The organism is Pseudoalteromonas luteoviolacea, assembly GCF_001696455.1.
GTDB classification, from domain to species: Bacteria; Pseudomonadota; Gammaproteobacteria; order Enterobacterales; family Alteromonadaceae; genus Pseudoalteromonas; species Pseudoalteromonas luteoviolacea_C.
This window is the reverse complement of sequence record NZ_MAUJ01000002.1, coordinates 253,792-270,994: the sequence shown is the minus strand read 5'-3', so window position 1 is coordinate 270,994 and position 17,203 is coordinate 253,792. Positions and strand designations below refer to the sequence as shown.

General features: G+C 40.0%; 13 protein-coding genes. 6 read left to right on the top strand and 7 right to left on the bottom strand.

Annotation, left to right across the window (positions count from 1 at the left end):
* Positions 1–4 precede the first annotated feature (4 nt).
* Positions 5–841: a S1/P1 nuclease gene (locus tag A7985_RS09770; protein WP_065790279.1), complete on the bottom strand. Its 837-nt coding sequence runs from the start codon at positions 839–841 to the stop codon at positions 5–7.
* A 221-nt stretch (positions 842–1,062) separates the two neighbouring features.
* On the opposite strand from A7985_RS09770, the gene A7985_RS09765 reads away from it, so the two are divergent.
* Positions 1,063–1,953, top strand: a complete 891-nt coding sequence (locus A7985_RS09765) for a hypothetical protein (protein ID WP_256096693.1) — start codon at positions 1,063–1,065, stop codon at positions 1,951–1,953.
* Positions 1,950–2,873 carry a hypothetical protein gene (locus A7985_RS09760; protein ID WP_065790278.1) on the top strand — a complete coding sequence of 308 codons (924 nt, stop codon included), beginning with the start codon at positions 1,950–1,952 and terminating at the stop codon, positions 2,871–2,873. Before A7985_RS09765 ends, A7985_RS09760 begins: the two co-directional genes overlap by 4 nt.
* Before the next feature lie 34 nt (positions 2,874–2,907).
* Here the strand turns inward: A7985_RS09760 and ushA are convergent, their stop codons facing one another.
* Together ushA and A7985_RS09750 are read right to left on the bottom strand one after the other, a co-directional pair.
* Entirely contained in the window at positions 2,908–4,491 is a 1,584-nt protein-coding gene (gene ushA, locus A7985_RS09755) for a bifunctional UDP-sugar hydrolase/5'-nucleotidase UshA (protein ID WP_065790277.1), read from the bottom strand.
* Positions 4,492–4,554: 63 nt separating this feature from the next.
* Entirely contained in the window at positions 4,555–4,743 is a 189-nt protein-coding gene (locus A7985_RS09750) for a hypothetical protein (protein WP_065790276.1), read from the bottom strand.
* Positions 4,744–5,092: 349 nt separating this feature from the next.
* On the opposite strand from A7985_RS09750, the gene A7985_RS09745 reads away from it, so the two are divergent.
* The gene (locus A7985_RS09745) at positions 5,093–7,966 is read left to right on the top strand and encodes an insulinase family protein (RefSeq protein ID WP_065790275.1); all 2,874 of its coding nucleotides are present in this window, start codon (positions 5,093–5,095) and stop codon (positions 7,964–7,966) included.
* A gap of 584 nt (positions 7,967–8,550) precedes the next feature.
* Complete coding sequence (locus A7985_RS09740; protein ID WP_081310493.1) at positions 8,551–9,096, top strand: GNAT family N-acetyltransferase; 546 nt, start codon at positions 8,551–8,553, stop codon at positions 9,094–9,096.
* On the opposite strand, the gene A7985_RS09735 is transcribed toward A7985_RS09740, so the two are convergent.
* Genes A7985_RS09735 through A7985_RS09720 form a run of 4 tightly spaced genes read right to left on the bottom strand, consistent with a single transcriptional unit; the run spans position 9,050 to position 13,368 of the window.
* Positions 9,050–9,643, bottom strand: coding sequence for a PqiC family protein (locus A7985_RS09735; protein ID WP_065790274.1), 594 nt, complete (start codon positions 9,641–9,643; stop codon positions 9,050–9,052). The two genes, A7985_RS09740 and A7985_RS09735, sit on opposite strands and share 47 nt — an antisense overlap.
* Positions 9,640–11,298 (bottom strand): intermembrane transport protein PqiB, encoded by a 1,659-nt coding sequence (pqiB, locus tag A7985_RS09730; RefSeq protein WP_065790273.1) that lies wholly within the window; start codon positions 11,296–11,298, stop codon positions 9,640–9,642. The genes A7985_RS09735 and pqiB overlap by 4 nt, the downstream gene beginning before the upstream one ends.
* A complete protein-coding gene (locus A7985_RS09725; protein WP_065790272.1) occupies positions 11,295–12,500 on the bottom strand; it encodes a paraquat-inducible protein A in 1,206 nt (401 codons plus the stop codon). The genes pqiB and A7985_RS09725 overlap by 4 nt, the downstream gene beginning before the upstream one ends.
* 58 nt (positions 12,501–12,558) lie before the next feature.
* On the bottom strand, positions 12,559–13,368 hold the full coding sequence (locus tag A7985_RS09720; protein WP_065790271.1) for an acyl-CoA thioesterase: 810 nt from the start codon (positions 13,366–13,368) through the stop codon (positions 12,559–12,561).
* A gap of 219 nt (positions 13,369–13,587) precedes the next feature.
* On the opposite strand from A7985_RS09720, the gene dnaK reads away from it, so the two are divergent.
* Complete coding sequence (gene dnaK / locus A7985_RS09715; protein WP_065790270.1) at positions 13,588–15,510, top strand: molecular chaperone DnaK; 1,923 nt, start codon at positions 13,588–13,590, stop codon at positions 15,508–15,510.
* A 119-nt stretch (positions 15,511–15,629) separates the two neighbouring features.
* On the top strand, positions 15,630–16,769 hold the full coding sequence (gene dnaJ, locus A7985_RS09710) for a molecular chaperone DnaJ (protein ID WP_065790269.1): 1,140 nt from the start codon (positions 15,630–15,632) through the stop codon (positions 16,767–16,769).
* The last annotated feature ends 434 nt before the right edge of the window (positions 16,770–17,203 follow it).

Genomic DNA, 17,203 nt, shown 5'->3' with positions numbered 1-17,203 from the left:
ACTCTTATCGTTTTGCAAGTGCATCAACTAAAGGTTTTGAGTTTTTGTCAAAAATTTGGTTTAGTAAACCTGCCAATCTAATACCGCCTTGTTGTAGACGGGTTTTAATCATTGGCGAATGTTTATATATATAACCCCAACTTATTTCAGTTTCATTGCTTTCATATATTTCTTCTGCAATTTGGTTTGATTCTAATAACCAGTCTGAAGGGGAGCTATTTAAATATTCAGTAATTATGTTTTTATCTGATGTAGATAAAAATTTTGTAAGTTCAGTATAAGAAAGCCTTTCATGCTCTACTAATTCGGTATCAAAGACTTTATGTAGGTTTGATGGTTTACCGAAAAACTCGACTTTAATTTTATTGCCGCCATGGTCATCGGCTCTGCCTGCATGAAACGGTTGATGCGCATCACCGACTAAATGTACTAGGAACTTTAATGCAAATTGCTTGTCTATTAAGTCTGAGGAAGGATCTCTAAGGACATTTGCTGTGTAATGAATGCCATCTAGAATATGCTTTACTTGATGTCGGTCTGCAATTTTTTCGTTACTGTGGTCATGCATGAGTTCTGGCTTATCAATGTTAATATAATGCCATTTCCCAGCTTGTTTGCGCCAGAAGTGTTCTGGATTTGAGCGCATTTCATCTGGCCACGTCGATACTTCTGCTAATGAGTCATCACCCAATATAAGCTGAACATGAGAAGATGCCGTTGGGGTAAGGTTATTCTGCGCGAGCTCACCAATCACTCGATGGCCATTTTGGCCCCACGCAAAAACCGAGCTACTTAATAACCCACAAGAAACGGCTAAAACTTTAATTGAACTTCTTAACATTACTAACTCTATACATTGTGAAGCTGGATGTAACCAGTCATTTCAATGAGGTCAATTGTCCGGATTTTTTCGGAAAATAAAAGGAGTCAATGAGATTCATAATTTCTTATTAATAAAGCTTAAAAAACAAAGGTTTAAACTTTATTGGTAAAATTACCTATTGCAATAAGTAATAAAAATTGATCTAATAAGCATGGTTGAAGGAAAAGAAAATCATCAATGTGAAATACAATCTCAATTTAAGCAATAATACAACCATTGTTACAGTTTTGTTTCTGTCCGCTCTGGGCTGTTGGTTTTTGGCAAACCAGCTGAATAACCGTGCTGGGCTCGAGTTTCCGCCTGTAATGCAAAAGTATGTAGCGTGCCAAACGCGCTCAGTTTCGAATGCACAAGTTTTCAGCGTACATGTACCAATTAAAAGTTTAGCTGAGTCTCTAGCCCCACAACTCTGTGAAGACCCTATATTGGCAAAGCAGTATGGTATGGTTGAAGTGTGGTGGAGCGGTAACCTTGCTGAGCAAATTGACTTTATTTCAAAGGGGCTGGCGGATTTGACTCTATCCAAAGATAACGTGATGAAAGCCTTGATGGCAGAGTCAACATACAGTTATATGCCAGTTATCGGGTATCCAACTTATACTGCATTCTTCATCTCAAACAGAGAAAAACCTAAGTATGAGAAGGCTTACTTCCTAGATAAAAAGATTGGGTTACTTGATTATCCGACAAGTCGGTCAGGACACATTATTCCTAAAAAGGCATTCAAAAGTTTGGATATAGACGTAGATGCCTTAAACATTCAATATGTAAGCTCCCACCAAATATTGCGTGATAAATTGGCTGCTGGTGAGTTAGATATCATTGCCAGTTATTGGAACGAGTCAGACGAGCGCTTTTTTTCAAAGAATTACATCACACCAATTGGTGAGAACATAAGTGGTAGTAAGTGGTACCTTAAAATGCTGAATGACAATACTGAACTGGCATGTTCTTTACAGAATGTATTGCAGCGCGTAGCGAAAGATGGTGGTTCGAGTTATTTCAATAGTGTAAATCAATATTGGCAATGCAATACTTTTCCTTACAATTATTTAGGGGAAAATCAATGATTACATTAAAGCAAGTTTCTATGTTTACGCTTTATTTAATTATTTTTCTTACTATATTTAACCTCTCAAATAAATACACAATTAGTGAGAATATTTTACGTGATATACAAAGCGTAAAATTAAGAGTGGCAATTGATCGGTCAAGTCTTTCTCTTGAGGATCCAAACCTTAACTACTCCGGTGATGAGGAAGCACTAGGAGAATATATATATTCATTAAATGAGATTTTATCCGAGCAGCAGAGCCGAGTTCGTTTGACTACGGTTTCTAGTAAAGAGCTACATGCGAAAGAACACGAAGTCGTTGAAGTGTTGTCAGGGACTACCCATGAGACCTACTTGATGTTCAGTGTTGATGAGAGCCATAAGCTCCCGTTTTATATTATTCCGTTTATGTTTTCACTTCTTAATTTTGCAGCACTGAAAAGCATTGCTAGACACAGGGTTAAATCACTGAAAACAAAAAATATAGCACCTGCTGAACAAAAAAAGCCCATATTACATATTGATCTTTACTCAAAAGCATTACACCTTTCGAACAATAAAGAGGTAAAAGTTCAGCTAGCGAACAAACCAATGTGTTTCTACTTAGCTTTGATTGAATATTGTGAAGCGAACCCTGAAGCATCCTTGAATCAAAACAAAGAGCTACCAGAAGAGTTACTAGAACTTGCTGATAAGTACTTTCACCGATTGATTTCATTGGGCCATACAATACGCAAACGACCAAACTTCTCGAATAGTTTAGAAAAAACGTTGAGCGAAATTAGAGCTGCGATGGATGAACTATTAGCGAACACACCAGAACTTAAAGCCAAGTATTACCCACCGAAGGCACACGGGGAAGGGTCTAGATCAAAGCTTCACAGTTATGCCTTGTCCAATATTACGCTTGATGATGTTGAGATTGTGGGTAAGTAGAGAAGGGCACTAATAAAATTAGCGCCCTATTTGATTAAAGTTGCTCGACTTTAACAGGGGAGTGTTTCTCAATGTATATACGTAGTGCTTGTGCATCCGTTACGTCAGTACTTTGATAGTTTTTATAATTTGAAATTACTGGGTAACCATCACCGCCAGAAGCATTGTAACTATTGATACTCATTCTGTAAGTTTTATTTACGTCAAATGGCTTATTGTTAATTGTTTTGACAGTAACTGCGCCATTGTTAATGGTAAAATCAATTTTATGATATTGTAAATAAGCCCCAGCATCCGGTGGAAAGCTTGCTACAACATTGAGGTACTGAACGAGATCTTGTCCGCGCCAATCAATGTAAGCAACGCGATTTTTAAATGGGTGTACTTTTAGAATATCTTTATAGCTTACTTCGCCTTCTTTAATACTCGCTCTTATCCCGCCACCACTGATAATGCCAAAATCTGCACCAACAGCCTCAGCCTGAGCATTGATGATTAAATCGGCGAGCAAGCTTTGCTCGAAACGCACTGTATTGCGTTTCCCGTCTAGGTATTGGTCAACAGAACCTACAGAGCCGGCTAATTTTAATGCGCCTTGTTCCTGATAAGGCAGTAGAAAGTTGTATAGTGCTTCATCTTTCGCGATTTCTTCTGAAATGAAGTGGCCATGCTCGTTTTTCAGATTTACAGGAATAAGCTCGTAGCTTACAAGTGCTTTATCACCGTTTGAAATCTTAAATACTGCTTTACCAACATACTTACCCCATTCATGCGCCTGCATGATCCAAATACCGTTTTGTTTGTCTGGCCAGCACGCTTTGCCTGCTTTGAATTTAGTATCAGGATTGCCTTGTTTGTCCATACAAATGGGTTCTTGAGAGTGGCCACCAATTATCATATCTAGTGTATTTGGTTTTAACGCTCGGGCTAAGGTTACGTCTCCTGGTGCATTAATGCCATGACTTGCATTGTGATAATGACCCATATGCGTTACAGCGATAACCACGTCCGGATTGTATTTAGATTTGATTTTATCAACCAGAGGTTGAGTCGCTACAGACGGAGTCACAAAATCTAAATGTCCGATATATTGAGGGTTAGCTATTTTTGCGGTGTCTGTGGTCGTCAAACCTACAACAGCTATTTTAAGCGTACCTTTTTGAATGATCGCATATGACTGGTAAGCAGGCTGATTGGTTTTTTTGTCTATGATGTTTGCTGATAATAGAGGGAAGTTTGACCATGCAATTTGCTGATCCAATACAGACAGAGGATTATCGAACTCATGGTTACCTATGGCCATTGCATCATAACCAATAAGGCTCATACCTTTAAAATCTGGTTCAGCTATTTGTAGATCAGACTCTGGTACACCCGTATTAATATCACCACCTGATAACAGGATAACATTATGACCTTGTTGTGTGGCTTCATGGCGAAGTTGGTCAATTAGAGTTTTGCGAGCAGCCATACCGTACTCGCCATCTTCATTGTGCCAAAATCTACCATGGTGATCGTTGGTATGCAGAACGGTAAGGTATTGTTCTTTTTGTGAAATTGGAAGTAGCTGACAAGCAGCCAAAAAAGACAGTAGTAAAACTGAAATTATTATGCGCATAAATTATTTATACTTCTAAATTTATTTATGCGCCTAGTTTAAAGCAATTGCACGAAAATGGAATTACAAAGTAGACGAATTTACCTGAGCTCGTGAAGCGGAAACAGCGAGTTCCCTTCTATTCAACTCCGTTTTAGCGATATCTTGCTTGCTGTGCTTTGTTTCGATCATCCAGTTTAAAAAACAAGCGGGTAGTTTGCTGTATGGTTCTCCTGCGTGAAGTCCGAAGTCACAGATCTGCTCGTCAGTCATATTAATTGCCCCTGTTGTTGTCACTTTTTAATACTTGCCTTGTAATAAGTCGTTGTGTACTCAGTGTGATTACTGGACAGTTTAATGTCTATTGGTAACAAAAAAAATACTTTTCATCAAAAAAATTAATATCTGGTGTGTTCAAGAAAATTTATAGGTAACTACTGTTAACTAACAGTTCAGATAAAGAGGTTTAAGTTGCGTCTCACAATCAGTTACACTTTTTTCTTAATAATGGTTGTGCACTCGATAAATTACAATCAATATTAATAGAATCTAAACTTATCAAAAACTTGTCCAACTAGTGATTTCTTTCACCTCAAAGGTTGGCGCAAAATATGGGTTACGAATGAAAAAACTTTTTGCTATTGGAGCTATTACTCTGGGCTTGCTAGCGGGATGCTCAGCGACCAACTTCTCTTCTTCTCAAAATTCACTCATAGCAGACCACTTGGTTGTTAGTCCAAGTGATGACAGACAGTATAAAGTATTGACGCTCGAAAATGGGATAGACGTTGTACTTGTGTCTGACCCTAGCGCAGAAAAGTCTGCTGCAGCGCTAAGTGTTGGCATCGGATTGTTGCATGACCCTATGTCGCAACAGGGGATGGCCCATTACCTTGAGCATATGTTGTTTTTGGGAACCGAGCAATTTCCAAACCCGGATGAATATTCTGAATTTATGCAGAAAAACGGCGGTAGCCATAATGCTTATACATGGTTAGACGTGACTAACTATATGCTGAAAATTAATAATGACGCATATGAAGAGGCGCTTGCTCGTTTTTCGGATTTTTTTAAGGCTCCAAAGCTGTACCCAGAGTACACAGAAAAAGAAAAAAATGCAGTTAATGCAGAGTGGTCAATGAGACGTGAAATGGACTTTTTCGGCCAGTTTAAATTGGCGCGTTCACTACTGGGGGAACACCCCGCAAATAGATTTCTAATCGGTAACCTTGAAACTTTAGGTGATAAGCCAAACAGCAATTTGCATCAAGAAACAGTCGATTTTTACGACAAGTATTATTCTTCAAATATCATGAAACTTGCCATGATATCAAACCTTCCTCTATCGGAAATGGAAGCAAAAGCAATAAAACACTTTAGTAGTATTAAGAACAAGAATATCGAAGAACCAGTCGTAAATGAAACAATTGATTTTCAGCAAGCTGGAAAAAAACGTATTCACTATCAACCAAATCAAGATGTGAAGTCGCTCAATATAGAGTTTATTATTGAAAATAACATGTCTGACTTTGCTGTTAAGCCAAATTACTTTGTTTCTTATCTTCTAAGTAATGAGATGCAAGGAAGTCCAGCTCAACTCCTTAAAGATAAAGGGTGGATTGCATCATTAAGTGCCTATGACGCGCCGAATCACTATGGAAACTATGGTGTGATAACGGTTGGTATTGAACTGACAGAAGAGGGCATGAAAAATCGAGAGCAGATTGTTGCGACCGTGATGCAATATATTAACCTCATCAAAGAAAAGGGCGTTGATGCTAAATACTTTGAAGAAATTAAAACTTCACTGGACAATAAATTTAGATTCTTAGAAAAACAAGATGAGTTTGATTATGTCAGTGATTTAGCTGCAAACATGCAAGATTATCCACTTAATCATGCCGTGAATGCGGGTTACCATTTTGCTAAGTTTGAACCTCGCGCGATAAACCAAGTATTAGAACAACTCACGCCCGAATCAATGCGAGTATGGTATATCAGTAAGGATGAGCCTGTAGACAGCAAGCTACACTTTTATGACGGGCAATATAAAGTTGAGGAGATCTCTGATCAAGAAATTGCACAGTGGTCGAAACCGAGTCAACTGGCACTTGCGTTACCGAGTGTAAACAGGTTACTACCTGAAAATTTTGATTTAAAGTTAGCGAAAAAAGGCCAAGGTAACAGTGTCGAACAGGTATATAAAGGTAAGAGAATTCACGCCTGGCGCAAATCAAGTGAGAGATATGCGCAACAACCCAAAGGCACACTTGAAGTTGTCATTAATAGCGCTACGCCAATTAATAATGTGGCGAATAAAGTGGCCGCACAGCTTTGGGTAGATCTCTACCACATTCAAAAAGCAAAACTAATGACCGAAGCGCACGTTGCGGGCATGGGGCTGGATCTGACTTACTCCAATGGCCTTGTCATGTCTTTGTCGGGTTTCACAGATAAACAGCCCTTGTTGCTAGAGCAAGCATTCGTGGACTTTAAAGTGTCACCGACAGCTAAGCAATTAGAGCAAGCGGTAGATAGGTATGTACGTCAGATCCAAAACCAAGATAAGCAGATCCCTTATTATCAAGCGTTTGGTGCTTACCGCCAACTAACCAGACAAGGAAATTTCGACCATGAATTGCTGATCGACACTGCAAAGGAAATGACCCCGGAGACATTCGCTAAGTATCGTGATGAAATGTTAGACAACAACTTAATCAGAATTTTTGGATACGGCAATTACAGCAATGAAGACATAAACAATGCTGTTGCTATTCTAAAAAAAGAAGTCGGAGACGCTCAAAGTCAATCTGATTATGTGAGAGCGGGGTTTTGGCAACCGAAAAAAGGCGAAGTTCTGGTTTGGCAAAAAGATGCAGATGTTGCTGACGTAGCAATCGTAGATGTTGCTGTTCACCCAACGCCAGGTTATGAGCAAAAAGCAGCTGCGTTAATTTTGAAAGCACACCTTCGCCAAAAAGCGTTCAATACGTTGAGAACGGAAGAACAACTCGCTTACGCTGTAGGGGCCTTGTCCACAAGCATCGACGAGTATTCAGCGATAGGGTTGTTTATTCAAACGCCAGTTAAAAGTGTGCAAGATATGCAAGCGCGCTTTGATGAATTTAAGAAAAGCTACGCATTAGAATTAGATAAACTAACAAAGGATGAGTTTAATAAAATCAAATCTTCTGTTCTTGCCAATTTAATGGAGGAGCCAAAGAATTTGTCTGAAGAGGCTCAACCAATTTTGTCTGATTGGTATAGAAACAAGCTGACTTTCGATTCAAAAGAAAAGCTAATTGAAGCTGCAAAGCAGGTAACTTTAGAAAACGTACAGGCGTATTACAATGAAACGCTACTCAATCAAGATGCCGCACGCTTAAACATACAAGTACGAGGAAGAAAGTTTGCTGACAAACCGTTTGCAACATTGCCAAATCAGCAGCAAATAAAAAATATTTCTGATTTGTATAAAATGGCAGACTTTAAATAAACTATTATGGCGGCTACAAACGTGTTAATGGTAGCCGCCAGTATCTATTGATCAAGAAAATACACACAACCTAATTACTTATGGCCATTAAGCCATTACCTAATCCTGTATTTAAAGATAAGCGTTCTGCTTATTTGACTCAATCTGCAAGAGCATGTACTTCCTTGGTTGAAACCTGTACATAGCTTAGGCTTTTTGGCGAAGGTATATTCGCCTAAATCGACGGAGTTTCGTAAAGCATATTTCTGTTAATAGATGCCATCTTCTTTGTTTTATATTCAACTGCCGTTTATAGTACTTTAAGACAAAAGATTCGAATGCACTCCCTGTAAGGGAGGAACTTACTAGAGAAGAGTAACATCGCCAAAGTTGGCGACTATCAAAAAGGTAATACTGGAGGGCTCTAGAAAGTTAAAACTGTCAAGTCGTTAAAGGTTCCTTCATAGGCATTCGATATCATCCTATAGTTGCTGTTTTGCGTATTAGCCTTTAAGGTAATAAAGTTTAGTAGGGCTTTATAAGTATATTTGAAATATATTAGAGTAAAAGTATTCGCTTATTCATATTTTTAACAAGGAGCTAACTTGGCTGAAGGTATCATAGCAAGCACAAACAGATGTATGCTCAGAAAGGCGTTATTGTCCGATGCTGATTTTATCATCCAATTACTTAACCAAAAGAGTTTTATAGATAATATTGGTGATAAGAACGTGTTTGATGTTCATAGTGCCAATGAATATATCAAGAAATCTTTTTTAACGCCTTATCAGTCCGGTCTCATCGCCCCATTTATTGTTTGTTTGAGTAGTGGGGAGTCAATAGGTGTCGCGGGGTTTTACCAGAGGCCTTACTTACAGGCCCCCGATTTGGGCTATGCTTTTATTGATAAGTATACTGGTAAAGGCTATGGCTTTGAGTCTTGTATGTCGTTAATGAATTTAGCTAAAACGGAGTTAGCTTTACAGGCGGTTAATGCAATTACAGATATTCGTAATGCAGCAAGTCAAAAATTGCTAGTTAAATTGGGCTTTATGGAAATAGGGTTTTTAAAGATAGATCCCCAAAATGACCCAGTTAAACTATTCACTCATAATTTGGCTGATGCAGTTGCTGTGCAACATCCTTCATAAGCAGTAGCCAATTATTTTTATGCGCCGCTATTAGCGGCTCAAAACCATTGTTTTCTAATGAACTTGATAGTGAGAACGCACGACTACTATGCAGCACTTTGCTGCGTTTGTGATGTCGATATATATACCAATTGCCTTTTAATACTGCACCATCGTTATAATGGCCCGCAAACTCATAAACAACAATTTTAAGCGTAAGGTGTTTCTCTAAATCATCGCCTGCATAGCTAAGTGGAATGGCGTTAATCCCCTCATTAGCTAAATAAGTATTTGTCGCTTGCGCGAGCATATTTTTGGGGTGTTCAGCCCAATAATGAAAGTTAGCTATATTGACTTGGTTTTCATCAGTATATTGAATCAATGCTTGTTGATTCGCCGCACCAAGAATTGATATTGTGTCAATATAAACCCTTTGCTTAGACGCCGATAATTGTGCAGGATTGCCATTACTTGTGACCGAAAACTTGTAGTATTTATGAGAGTCGACGTTACTGCTACAGCCTGCTAAAAACAAAGCCAATACGCCAAGTAATGATGCTAATCTCATTGCCCTTTCCTCGGGATTGGGTCTTGGCCAGAGCTCTTATCAAAAATCAACATGCTGGGTTGCTCATTTAAACTTTTGGTCACCGGCTTTAACGTATTTGACAAGCTCTCTAACTCACTTAATGTGTCTGTAAGTTGCTCCATAACGCCAGAACCCTGCTGATAGGTTGTCAAAGTCTTTTCGAATTGCTTTAAGCTTGCAGTTAATTGAACCAACGTGCCTTGTAATTGAGTTAAATTCTTATCCACTTTTTCTGATACTTTTTTGTTGTTTAATTCTTTTATGAGTTTTTCAGTCTCTAAGCCCAATTGTTTATAAGCTGTGAGTGTGTTTTTCGCTTCGCCTAAGGTATCGTTTAGCGGCAGCTTGTTTAACTTGTTTAATAGTGCCATGACCTGTTCAGACAAAGCCGTAAAGCCACTCGGCACACTCGGTAAAATTGGGTAAATAGAGTGCTTGGCAATCGACTCGGGCTTAGCAGAACTATAGAAGTCTAGCTCTATATATACCGCACCTGTTAACAAATTGCCACTTTTTAGCGATGCTCGAAGGCCATTTTTAATCCATTTTTCTATGTTGCCTTGCCAATATTGTTTAGCTTGTTCATCAATGTCATATATACGCCCATACTCAACCTTAATAAGGACAGGGATCGAGGTATTGTCTTGCTGGAAGTAAAGTGGTTGCCCATCTCTTACTAATTGTGCTGGTACTTGTTCCACAGTACCTATGCGCATACCTCTATACTCAACGGGAGCACCAGGCCTTAAGCCTTTGATTGATTGCTCAAACTCTATGAGGTAGAGATCGAATAGGTCGAAACGTCGCTCTAATGCAACAGCAAAATTTTTATGAAGCTTGTACTGGGTATTTTCGGGGGCCGTTTCGTCTGCCTCAGCGGCAGGAGGATAGTCGACTGAGATACCCCCTTTAATCAATTTTGATAAAGAGCCTGTAGAGACTCGGATCCCTTCTGTTGACAAATCAACTTCTATTCCTGAATTTACCCAAAAAATAACATTTTTTGATATGAGCTCATCATATGGTGAATTGATAAAAATACCGTAGTCCATTTCGAGCGTTTTTTCGTTAAATTTGGCGGACTCTACTTGGCCTATTTTGTAATTTCTGAAGAAAATACCTGTACCAACATCCAAAACTTCTGCATTTGCAGCTGTTAGACTATATCTTAACCCATCTACATCAGGGGATATCAGAGCTGGTTGGTCTTGCATCGTAAATAAATTCGCAGAACTGCGACTTTCACCAGGTAACAATTCGATATAAACTCCAGAAAGTAAGGTGTTTAACCCCGAGATCCCGGTCTCATCCACGCGCGGTTTCACAGTCCAAAACTTCGCATCTTCTGTCAACAACGAGTCGTAATGTTTATTTATACGTATCGTCGCGATCACTGCATTTTGCTCAATCTGAAGTCTTAGAGACTCAACTAAACCAACTTGCACGCTCCGCACTTTAACTTCTGTTTTTCCAGCAATGATGCCATCTGCATTTTCCATCTTAAGAAATATGACATGGCCTTTATTAGATTGGTGTTGATAAAGCATCCAACCAGTAATGAGAACGGCAATAATGGGTACAATCCAGATAACTGAAAATTTCGGCTTGGATTCAATGTAGGCTTGTTCGTTCATTGTTGTTCTAGATTGTCCCAAAGTAAGCGCGGGTCGAAGTGATTAACGGAGATTATTTGACATAAGACCATAGCAGTGAAAAATACGATACCTGATTGAGGCTCAACACTTAAAACAGTACCAAGTTGTACCAAAGAAACCAAGAGAATTACGACGAATACATCTATCATTGACCATTTTCCCATAAATTCAAGCGCTCTATATAGCTTGCTCGCAAGTTTGGGGTGGGTACATCGCTTGACTTGGTAAAGTAAGTAGAAGAGTGCAACACCTTTAATTATTGGAATGCAAACACTGGCCAGAAAAATAAGAATGGCGACAGGGTAAGAGCCTGCATTCCACATCACTTCTACGCCGCTGTATATTGTGGCTTTAGTATGTAAACCTAAATTTATCGTATCCATAATAGGAAGCGCTAAGGCGGGTATGAGCAGAACCATTGCTGTTGCCATCCATGCGGCACTTTTTGCCAGTGAGTCCTTCTTTCTAAATTTTAGTTTGGTCATACAACGAGGGCAGTGAATTGAATCACTGAGTTGTCCGCAGACATGGCATTGTTTTAAGTTTTGTTGGAGTGCTCGCGCAGAGCACGTTCTTTCGTCTGGGCAAAAAGTCTGTTGTTCTCGCTCCCAAAGCTGTTCTTTGCTTAGCAGTGACAGAGTTTCTACAAAGCACAACACAAATAATACATAAGCCCAAAAACCCAACCCAACTTCAATCTCGGCGAACTCTGTTAACTTAAATGCGCTTATAAGCACTGCAACTAAGAAAATATCAGCGAGATTAAGTGGCTTAAGTATCATTAAAGCTCTAACAAATACTCTGGCATTATGGGGGTTGAGATGCTTCCAAAAAGGAGAGTGGGCTAACAAAATAAGCAGTAATGCAGCCAGTGGCATGAGCAAAATAGTAAAACCCAAAAGTCCTGCTAGCAGGGTACTGAAGTTTTCAGCAAGCAGCGAGATAGCCTCAATTAGGCTAATAGATTGTTTTAACCCATGTTGTGCATATGAAATAAAATGAGGATGTAGACTCACTAAAAGAAATAAAATCGATGACAGTCCAAATGCATTAATACTTTGGTTGTAATTCACTTGGCAATGAGCCAACACATTCCCACAATGAGGGCAAACAGCGCGCTGTTGTCTGCCCATGTGTGCGATAGAAACAAGGTGGTCGCAATGTTGGCAAGCTATTATCACAATAAAAATGCAGTACTATAAATGATACCTTCTATTGTGAGTGACCATTAAAAGAATATCAACTATCAAAAACGGCGACAGTTTGCCTACTTAACGCGATTAGTTCCCCAGTTTGCGAGAATATTTTGGCATCTTCAGTGCCATATCCCCCGCCAGCTTGGTGAGTAGAGACTTGATATCCAAGCCATTGGCTATCATTTGATGCAAGAGGTTGTAAAAACTCGATATACCAAGATACAGTACTGGCAGGGGATGGTGAGTTGCACAGTTGAAGTAAAGTTGGTGGCCATGCATCAGCCAGCGCAAGAACATGTAACTCGTTCAAATTACCTTTTTCTTCTCCTTTAAACTTCATCCAGCCGTGGATCTCAGTGGTGGTTGCTCCGCTAAATGGCATTGCACCGTGTTGTAAATTCAAATCAATGTTTTGAATAAAAGCGGGGAATAGCCCTTCTATATATTGGAGCGTCTGTTTTGGGTTGATGCTTTGGTTTAATTTAGCCGGTGTTTCGTGTGCGGGCACGTTGACGCTTGATTGGCGCTCAACGCCAAAACATGCCAGTGACACCAAACATGTCAATTCATTTTGCTCAATAATAGTTTCGACTTGAGTGACATTCTTGCCGCTTCTGAGAATTTTCGTCGAAATAGTAAAAGGTGTCTCTGATAATAAAGGGGCGACGAAATTACAGTTAAACGACAGTAGCTTTCGAGAGTCATCGTTAATTCGAAGGTACATGTGTTTTAACATCAGTGCTGCACTTAACCCGCCGAATACAGTTCTCCCTTGGCTCCAAGTATCTGGAACTGTAATTAGGGGATGCGCTTCATGTAGTTGCGAAGATGAAATGAGGGTTTGAAAGTCCATGGTTTTTCCAAATGTTATTATTTATTGAATTAGAATATAAACTCTAACTCAATAAATACAGTTATTTTGTCTGCTTTTTGCTCTGTTCATCCTAAAAATAAAAAAAATTGAAAAAAAATGAAATTTTTTTCGAATTTAAGGTTGAATTAGAGATTACCGCCCTTATCTATCAATTCATCTAACAGAACAACGAATTTTTTGAGGTCGGAGAAGATTCACATGGGTAAAATTATTGGAATCGATTTAGGTACTACTAACTCTTGTGTAGCAGTATTAGATGGTGAGAACACGCGCGTAATTGAAAACGCTGAAGGCGATCGTACTACCCCGTCGATTATTGCATTTACAGAAGAAGGCGAAACATTAGTAGGTCAACCGGCTAAGCGTCAAGCGGTTACTAACCCTACAAATACGCTTTATGCAATTAAACGACTTATTGGTCGCCGTTTCGAAGACGAAGAAGTACAACGTGATATCAGCATCATGCCATTCAACATTGTTAAAGCTGACAATGGTGATGCGTGGGTTGAAGTACGTGGCGAAAAACGTGCTGCGCCACAAATTTCTGCTGAAGTACTTAAGAAGATGAAAAAGACAGCTGAAGATTTCCTTGGTGAGGAAGTGACTGAAGCCGTAATTACAGTACCAGCATATTTTAACGATTCACAGCGTCAAGCAACAAAAGATGCTGGTCGTATCGCGGGTCTAGATGTTAAACGTATCATCAATGAGCCAACTGCCGCAGCACTTGCTTACGGTATGGACAAAAAGCAAGGCGACAACGTAGTTGCAGTATATGACCTTGGTGGTGGTACATTCGATATCTCAATCATCGAGATTGATGAAGTCGATGGCGAGCACACATTTGAAGTACTAGCAACGAATGGTGATACTCACCTTGGTGGTGAAGACTTCGATAACCGTGTTATCAACTACCTAGTAGAAGAGTTTAAGAAAGAGCAAGGTATTGACCTTAAGGTTGATCCTTTAGCGATGCAGCGTGTTAAAGAAGCTGCTGAAACAGCTAAGATTGAGTTGTCATCTGCACAGCAAACAGAAGTTAACCTTCCTTACGTGACAGCTGATGCGACTGGTCCTAAGCACATGAACGTTAAACTAACGCGTGCTAAGTTAGAGTCTTTAGTTGAAGACCTAGTAAACCAATCTATCGAGCCGTTAAAGCGTGCACTTGCTGATGCTGACCTGTCAGTTAGCGATGTAAATGACATCATCCTAGTTGGTGGTCAAACTCGTATGCCTCTAGTTCAAACTAAGGTAGCAGAGTTCTTTGGTAAAGAAGCGCGTAAAGATGTTAACCCTGACGAAGCCGTAGCACTAGGTGCAGCTGTCCAAGGTGGTGTACTGTCTGGCGACGTTAAAGATGTACTTCTTCTTGATGTTATCCCTCTGTCTCTAGGTATCGAGACTATGGGCCAGGTAATGACTGCGCTTATCGAGAAAAACACGACTATCCCAACTAAGAAGTCACAGGTTTTCTCAACAGCTGAAGACAACCAATCTGCGGTTACAATTCATGTACTACAAGGTGAGCGTAAGCGTTCAACTGATAATAAGTCACTTGGTCAATTTAACCTTGAAGGTATTCGCCCAGCTCAACGTGGCGCGCCTCAAATCGAAGTTACTTTCGATGTAGATGCTGACGGTATCTTACATGTATCTGCGAAAGATAAAGATACAGGTAAAGAGCAGAAAATCACTATCCAAGCTTCTTCTGGTCTAAGTGACGATGAAGTAGAAAAAATGGTACGTGATGCTGAAGCAAATGCTGAAGAAGACAAAAAGTTTGAAGAGCTAGTAGGTGCACGTAACCAAGCTGACGCACTTGTACACGCAACTCGTAAGCAAGTAGAAGAAGCAGGTGAAGCACTACCAGCTGAAGACAAAACAGCAATTGAAGGCGCTTTAACAGAACTTGAAGCTGCGATTAAAGGTGATAGCAAAGAAGATATCGATGCTAAAACTCAAGCACTTGCTGAAAAGTCTCAAAAGCTAATGGAGATTGCACAAGCAAATGCACAAGCACAGCAAGCAGGTCCAGAAGCTGGTGCTCAGTCAGGTTCAGCTAAAGCAGACGACGATGTAGTTGACGCTGAGTTTGAAGAAGTTAAAGACAATAAGTAATTGTTGACTTTTAAGGGCGCGCGGCGATATCGCCAGATGCGCCCTTAGTGTTTTTAAAATTTGGCTCAGTATATCGGGTTATATCCGAAGAGTTGTCTTGTAAGAGTAGTGTGATAACTATGTCAAAACGTGATTATTACGAAGTATTAGGCGTATCAAAAGACGCTAACGAACGTGATATTAAAAAGGCGTATAAGCGCCTAGCTATGAAATATCACCCAGACCGTACTGCGGGTGATGAAGCCTTAGAAGCTAAATTCAAAGAAGTAAAAGAAGCGTACGAAGTCCTTACGGATAGTCAAAAACGCCAGATGTATGATCAATACGGCCATGCAGCGTTTGAACAAAACGGTGGTGGAGGCCATGGCGGATTCGGTGGTGGAGCCGACTTTGGCGATATTTTCGGGGACGTATTCGGTGATATTTTTGGTGGCGGCGGAGGCGGTCGTCGTCAATCGAGACAGCAACGTGGTGCCGATTTAAGATATAGCTTAGATCTGTCGCTTGAAGAGGCTGTTAAGGGCAAAGATGTAGAAATCAAAGTGCCTACATGGGTTAGCTGTAAGCCTTGTGATGGCAGTGGTGCAAAAGCGGGTTCAAAACCTAAAACGTGTACAACATGTCATGGTGCAGGCCAAGTCCAAATGCGTCAGGGTTTCTTTGCTGTCCAGCAAACATGTCCTACTTGTCAAGGTACTGGCCAAGTTATCTCAGATCCATGTAACAAATGTCATGGTCAAGGTCGTGTAGAGAAGACAAAGACACTGTCTGTTAAGATCCCAGCAGGTGTTGATACGGGAGATCGTATTAGGCTTTCTGGTGAAGGCGAGGCAGGTATGCATGGTGCGCCGGCAGGTGATTTGTATGTGCAAGTTACTGTGCGTGAACACCCAATCTTTGTGCGTGATGGTAACAATTTATACTGTGAAGTGCCGATCAGCTACACTACCGCGGCACTAGGTGGTGAAATCGAAGTACCGACACTAGATGGCAGAGCAAATCTTAAGATCCCTTCTGAAAGCCAAACGGGTAAAATGTTCCGTATGAGAGGCAAGGGTGTTAAATCTGTTCGCAGTGGTTCTGTAGGTGATTTAATTTGCAAGGTTGTTATCGAAACACCTGTGAATTTGAATGAGCGTCAAAGAGAACTGTTACGTGAACTCGAAGAGAGTATGAGCGGTGATACCAGTAAAAATCGCCCTAAAGCTCAAGGCTTCTTTGATGGCGTTAAAAAGTTTTTTGATGACCTAACCAAATAGAAAGCTTAATCAAAACGGCGCCATTGGCGCGTTTTACCTCTCAGTCTAAAATTACGAGATAATCCATATCATCGTTGCATCGGCACAGTAGGTCCGATCGGTCTTCTCCTGAAATCAGTGTTCCAGAGCTACACCCTAAGACTTCACATTTTTCATTACACGCTAACCTGTCAAGCCAAAAGTGATACTCGTTACTTAAAAAAATCACTACTAAACATGCAAAAATCGACACGCTTAATGCTTTTACAACCTGAACACTCATGTTACTTTTCTCACTCGGCTAAAGGTACTTATAGAGTCATCAAACAATACAGCCTGACTTTTATAACACCTGCTCTATAAGCGTTTGCCGGTATATACTACTTTAGTAGACAATCCCATATTGTCGAGCATATTTTAGTATAATATGCGCTTTATTTTCCCTCTGATAATGA

Bases quoted from the DNA above. Each gene is read 5' to 3' on its own strand.
- A7985_RS09745 (WP_065790275.1), top strand. From the start codon at position 5,093: ATGAAAAAACTTTTTGCTATTGGAGCTATTACTCTGGGCTTGCTAGCG.
- dnaK (WP_065790270.1), top strand. From the start codon at position 13,588: ATGGGTAAAATTATTGGAATCGATTTAGGTACTACTAACTCTTGTGTA.
- pqiB (WP_065790273.1), bottom strand. From the start codon at position 11,298: ATGAACGAACAAGCCTACATTGAATCCAAGCCGAAATTTTCAGTTATC.
- A7985_RS09760 (WP_065790278.1), top strand. From the start codon at position 1,950: ATGATTACATTAAAGCAAGTTTCTATGTTTACGCTTTATTTAATTATT.
- A7985_RS09770 (WP_065790279.1), bottom strand. From the start codon at position 841: ATGTTAAGAAGTTCAATTAAAGTTTTAGCCGTTTCTTGTGGGTTATTA.
- A7985_RS09750 (WP_065790276.1), bottom strand. From the start codon at position 4,743: ATGACTGACGAGCAGATCTGTGACTTCGGACTTCACGCAGGAGAACCA.
- A7985_RS09720 (WP_065790271.1), bottom strand. From the start codon at position 13,368: ATGGACTTTCAAACCCTCATTTCATCTTCGCAACTACATGAAGCGCAT.
- A7985_RS09735 (WP_065790274.1), bottom strand. From the start codon at position 9,643: ATGAGATTAGCATCATTACTTGGCGTATTGGCTTTGTTTTTAGCAGGC.
- ushA (WP_065790277.1), bottom strand. From the start codon at position 4,491: ATGCGCATAATAATTTCAGTTTTACTACTGTCTTTTTTGGCTGCTTGT.
- dnaJ (WP_065790269.1), top strand. From the start codon at position 15,630: ATGTCAAAACGTGATTATTACGAAGTATTAGGCGTATCAAAAGACGCT.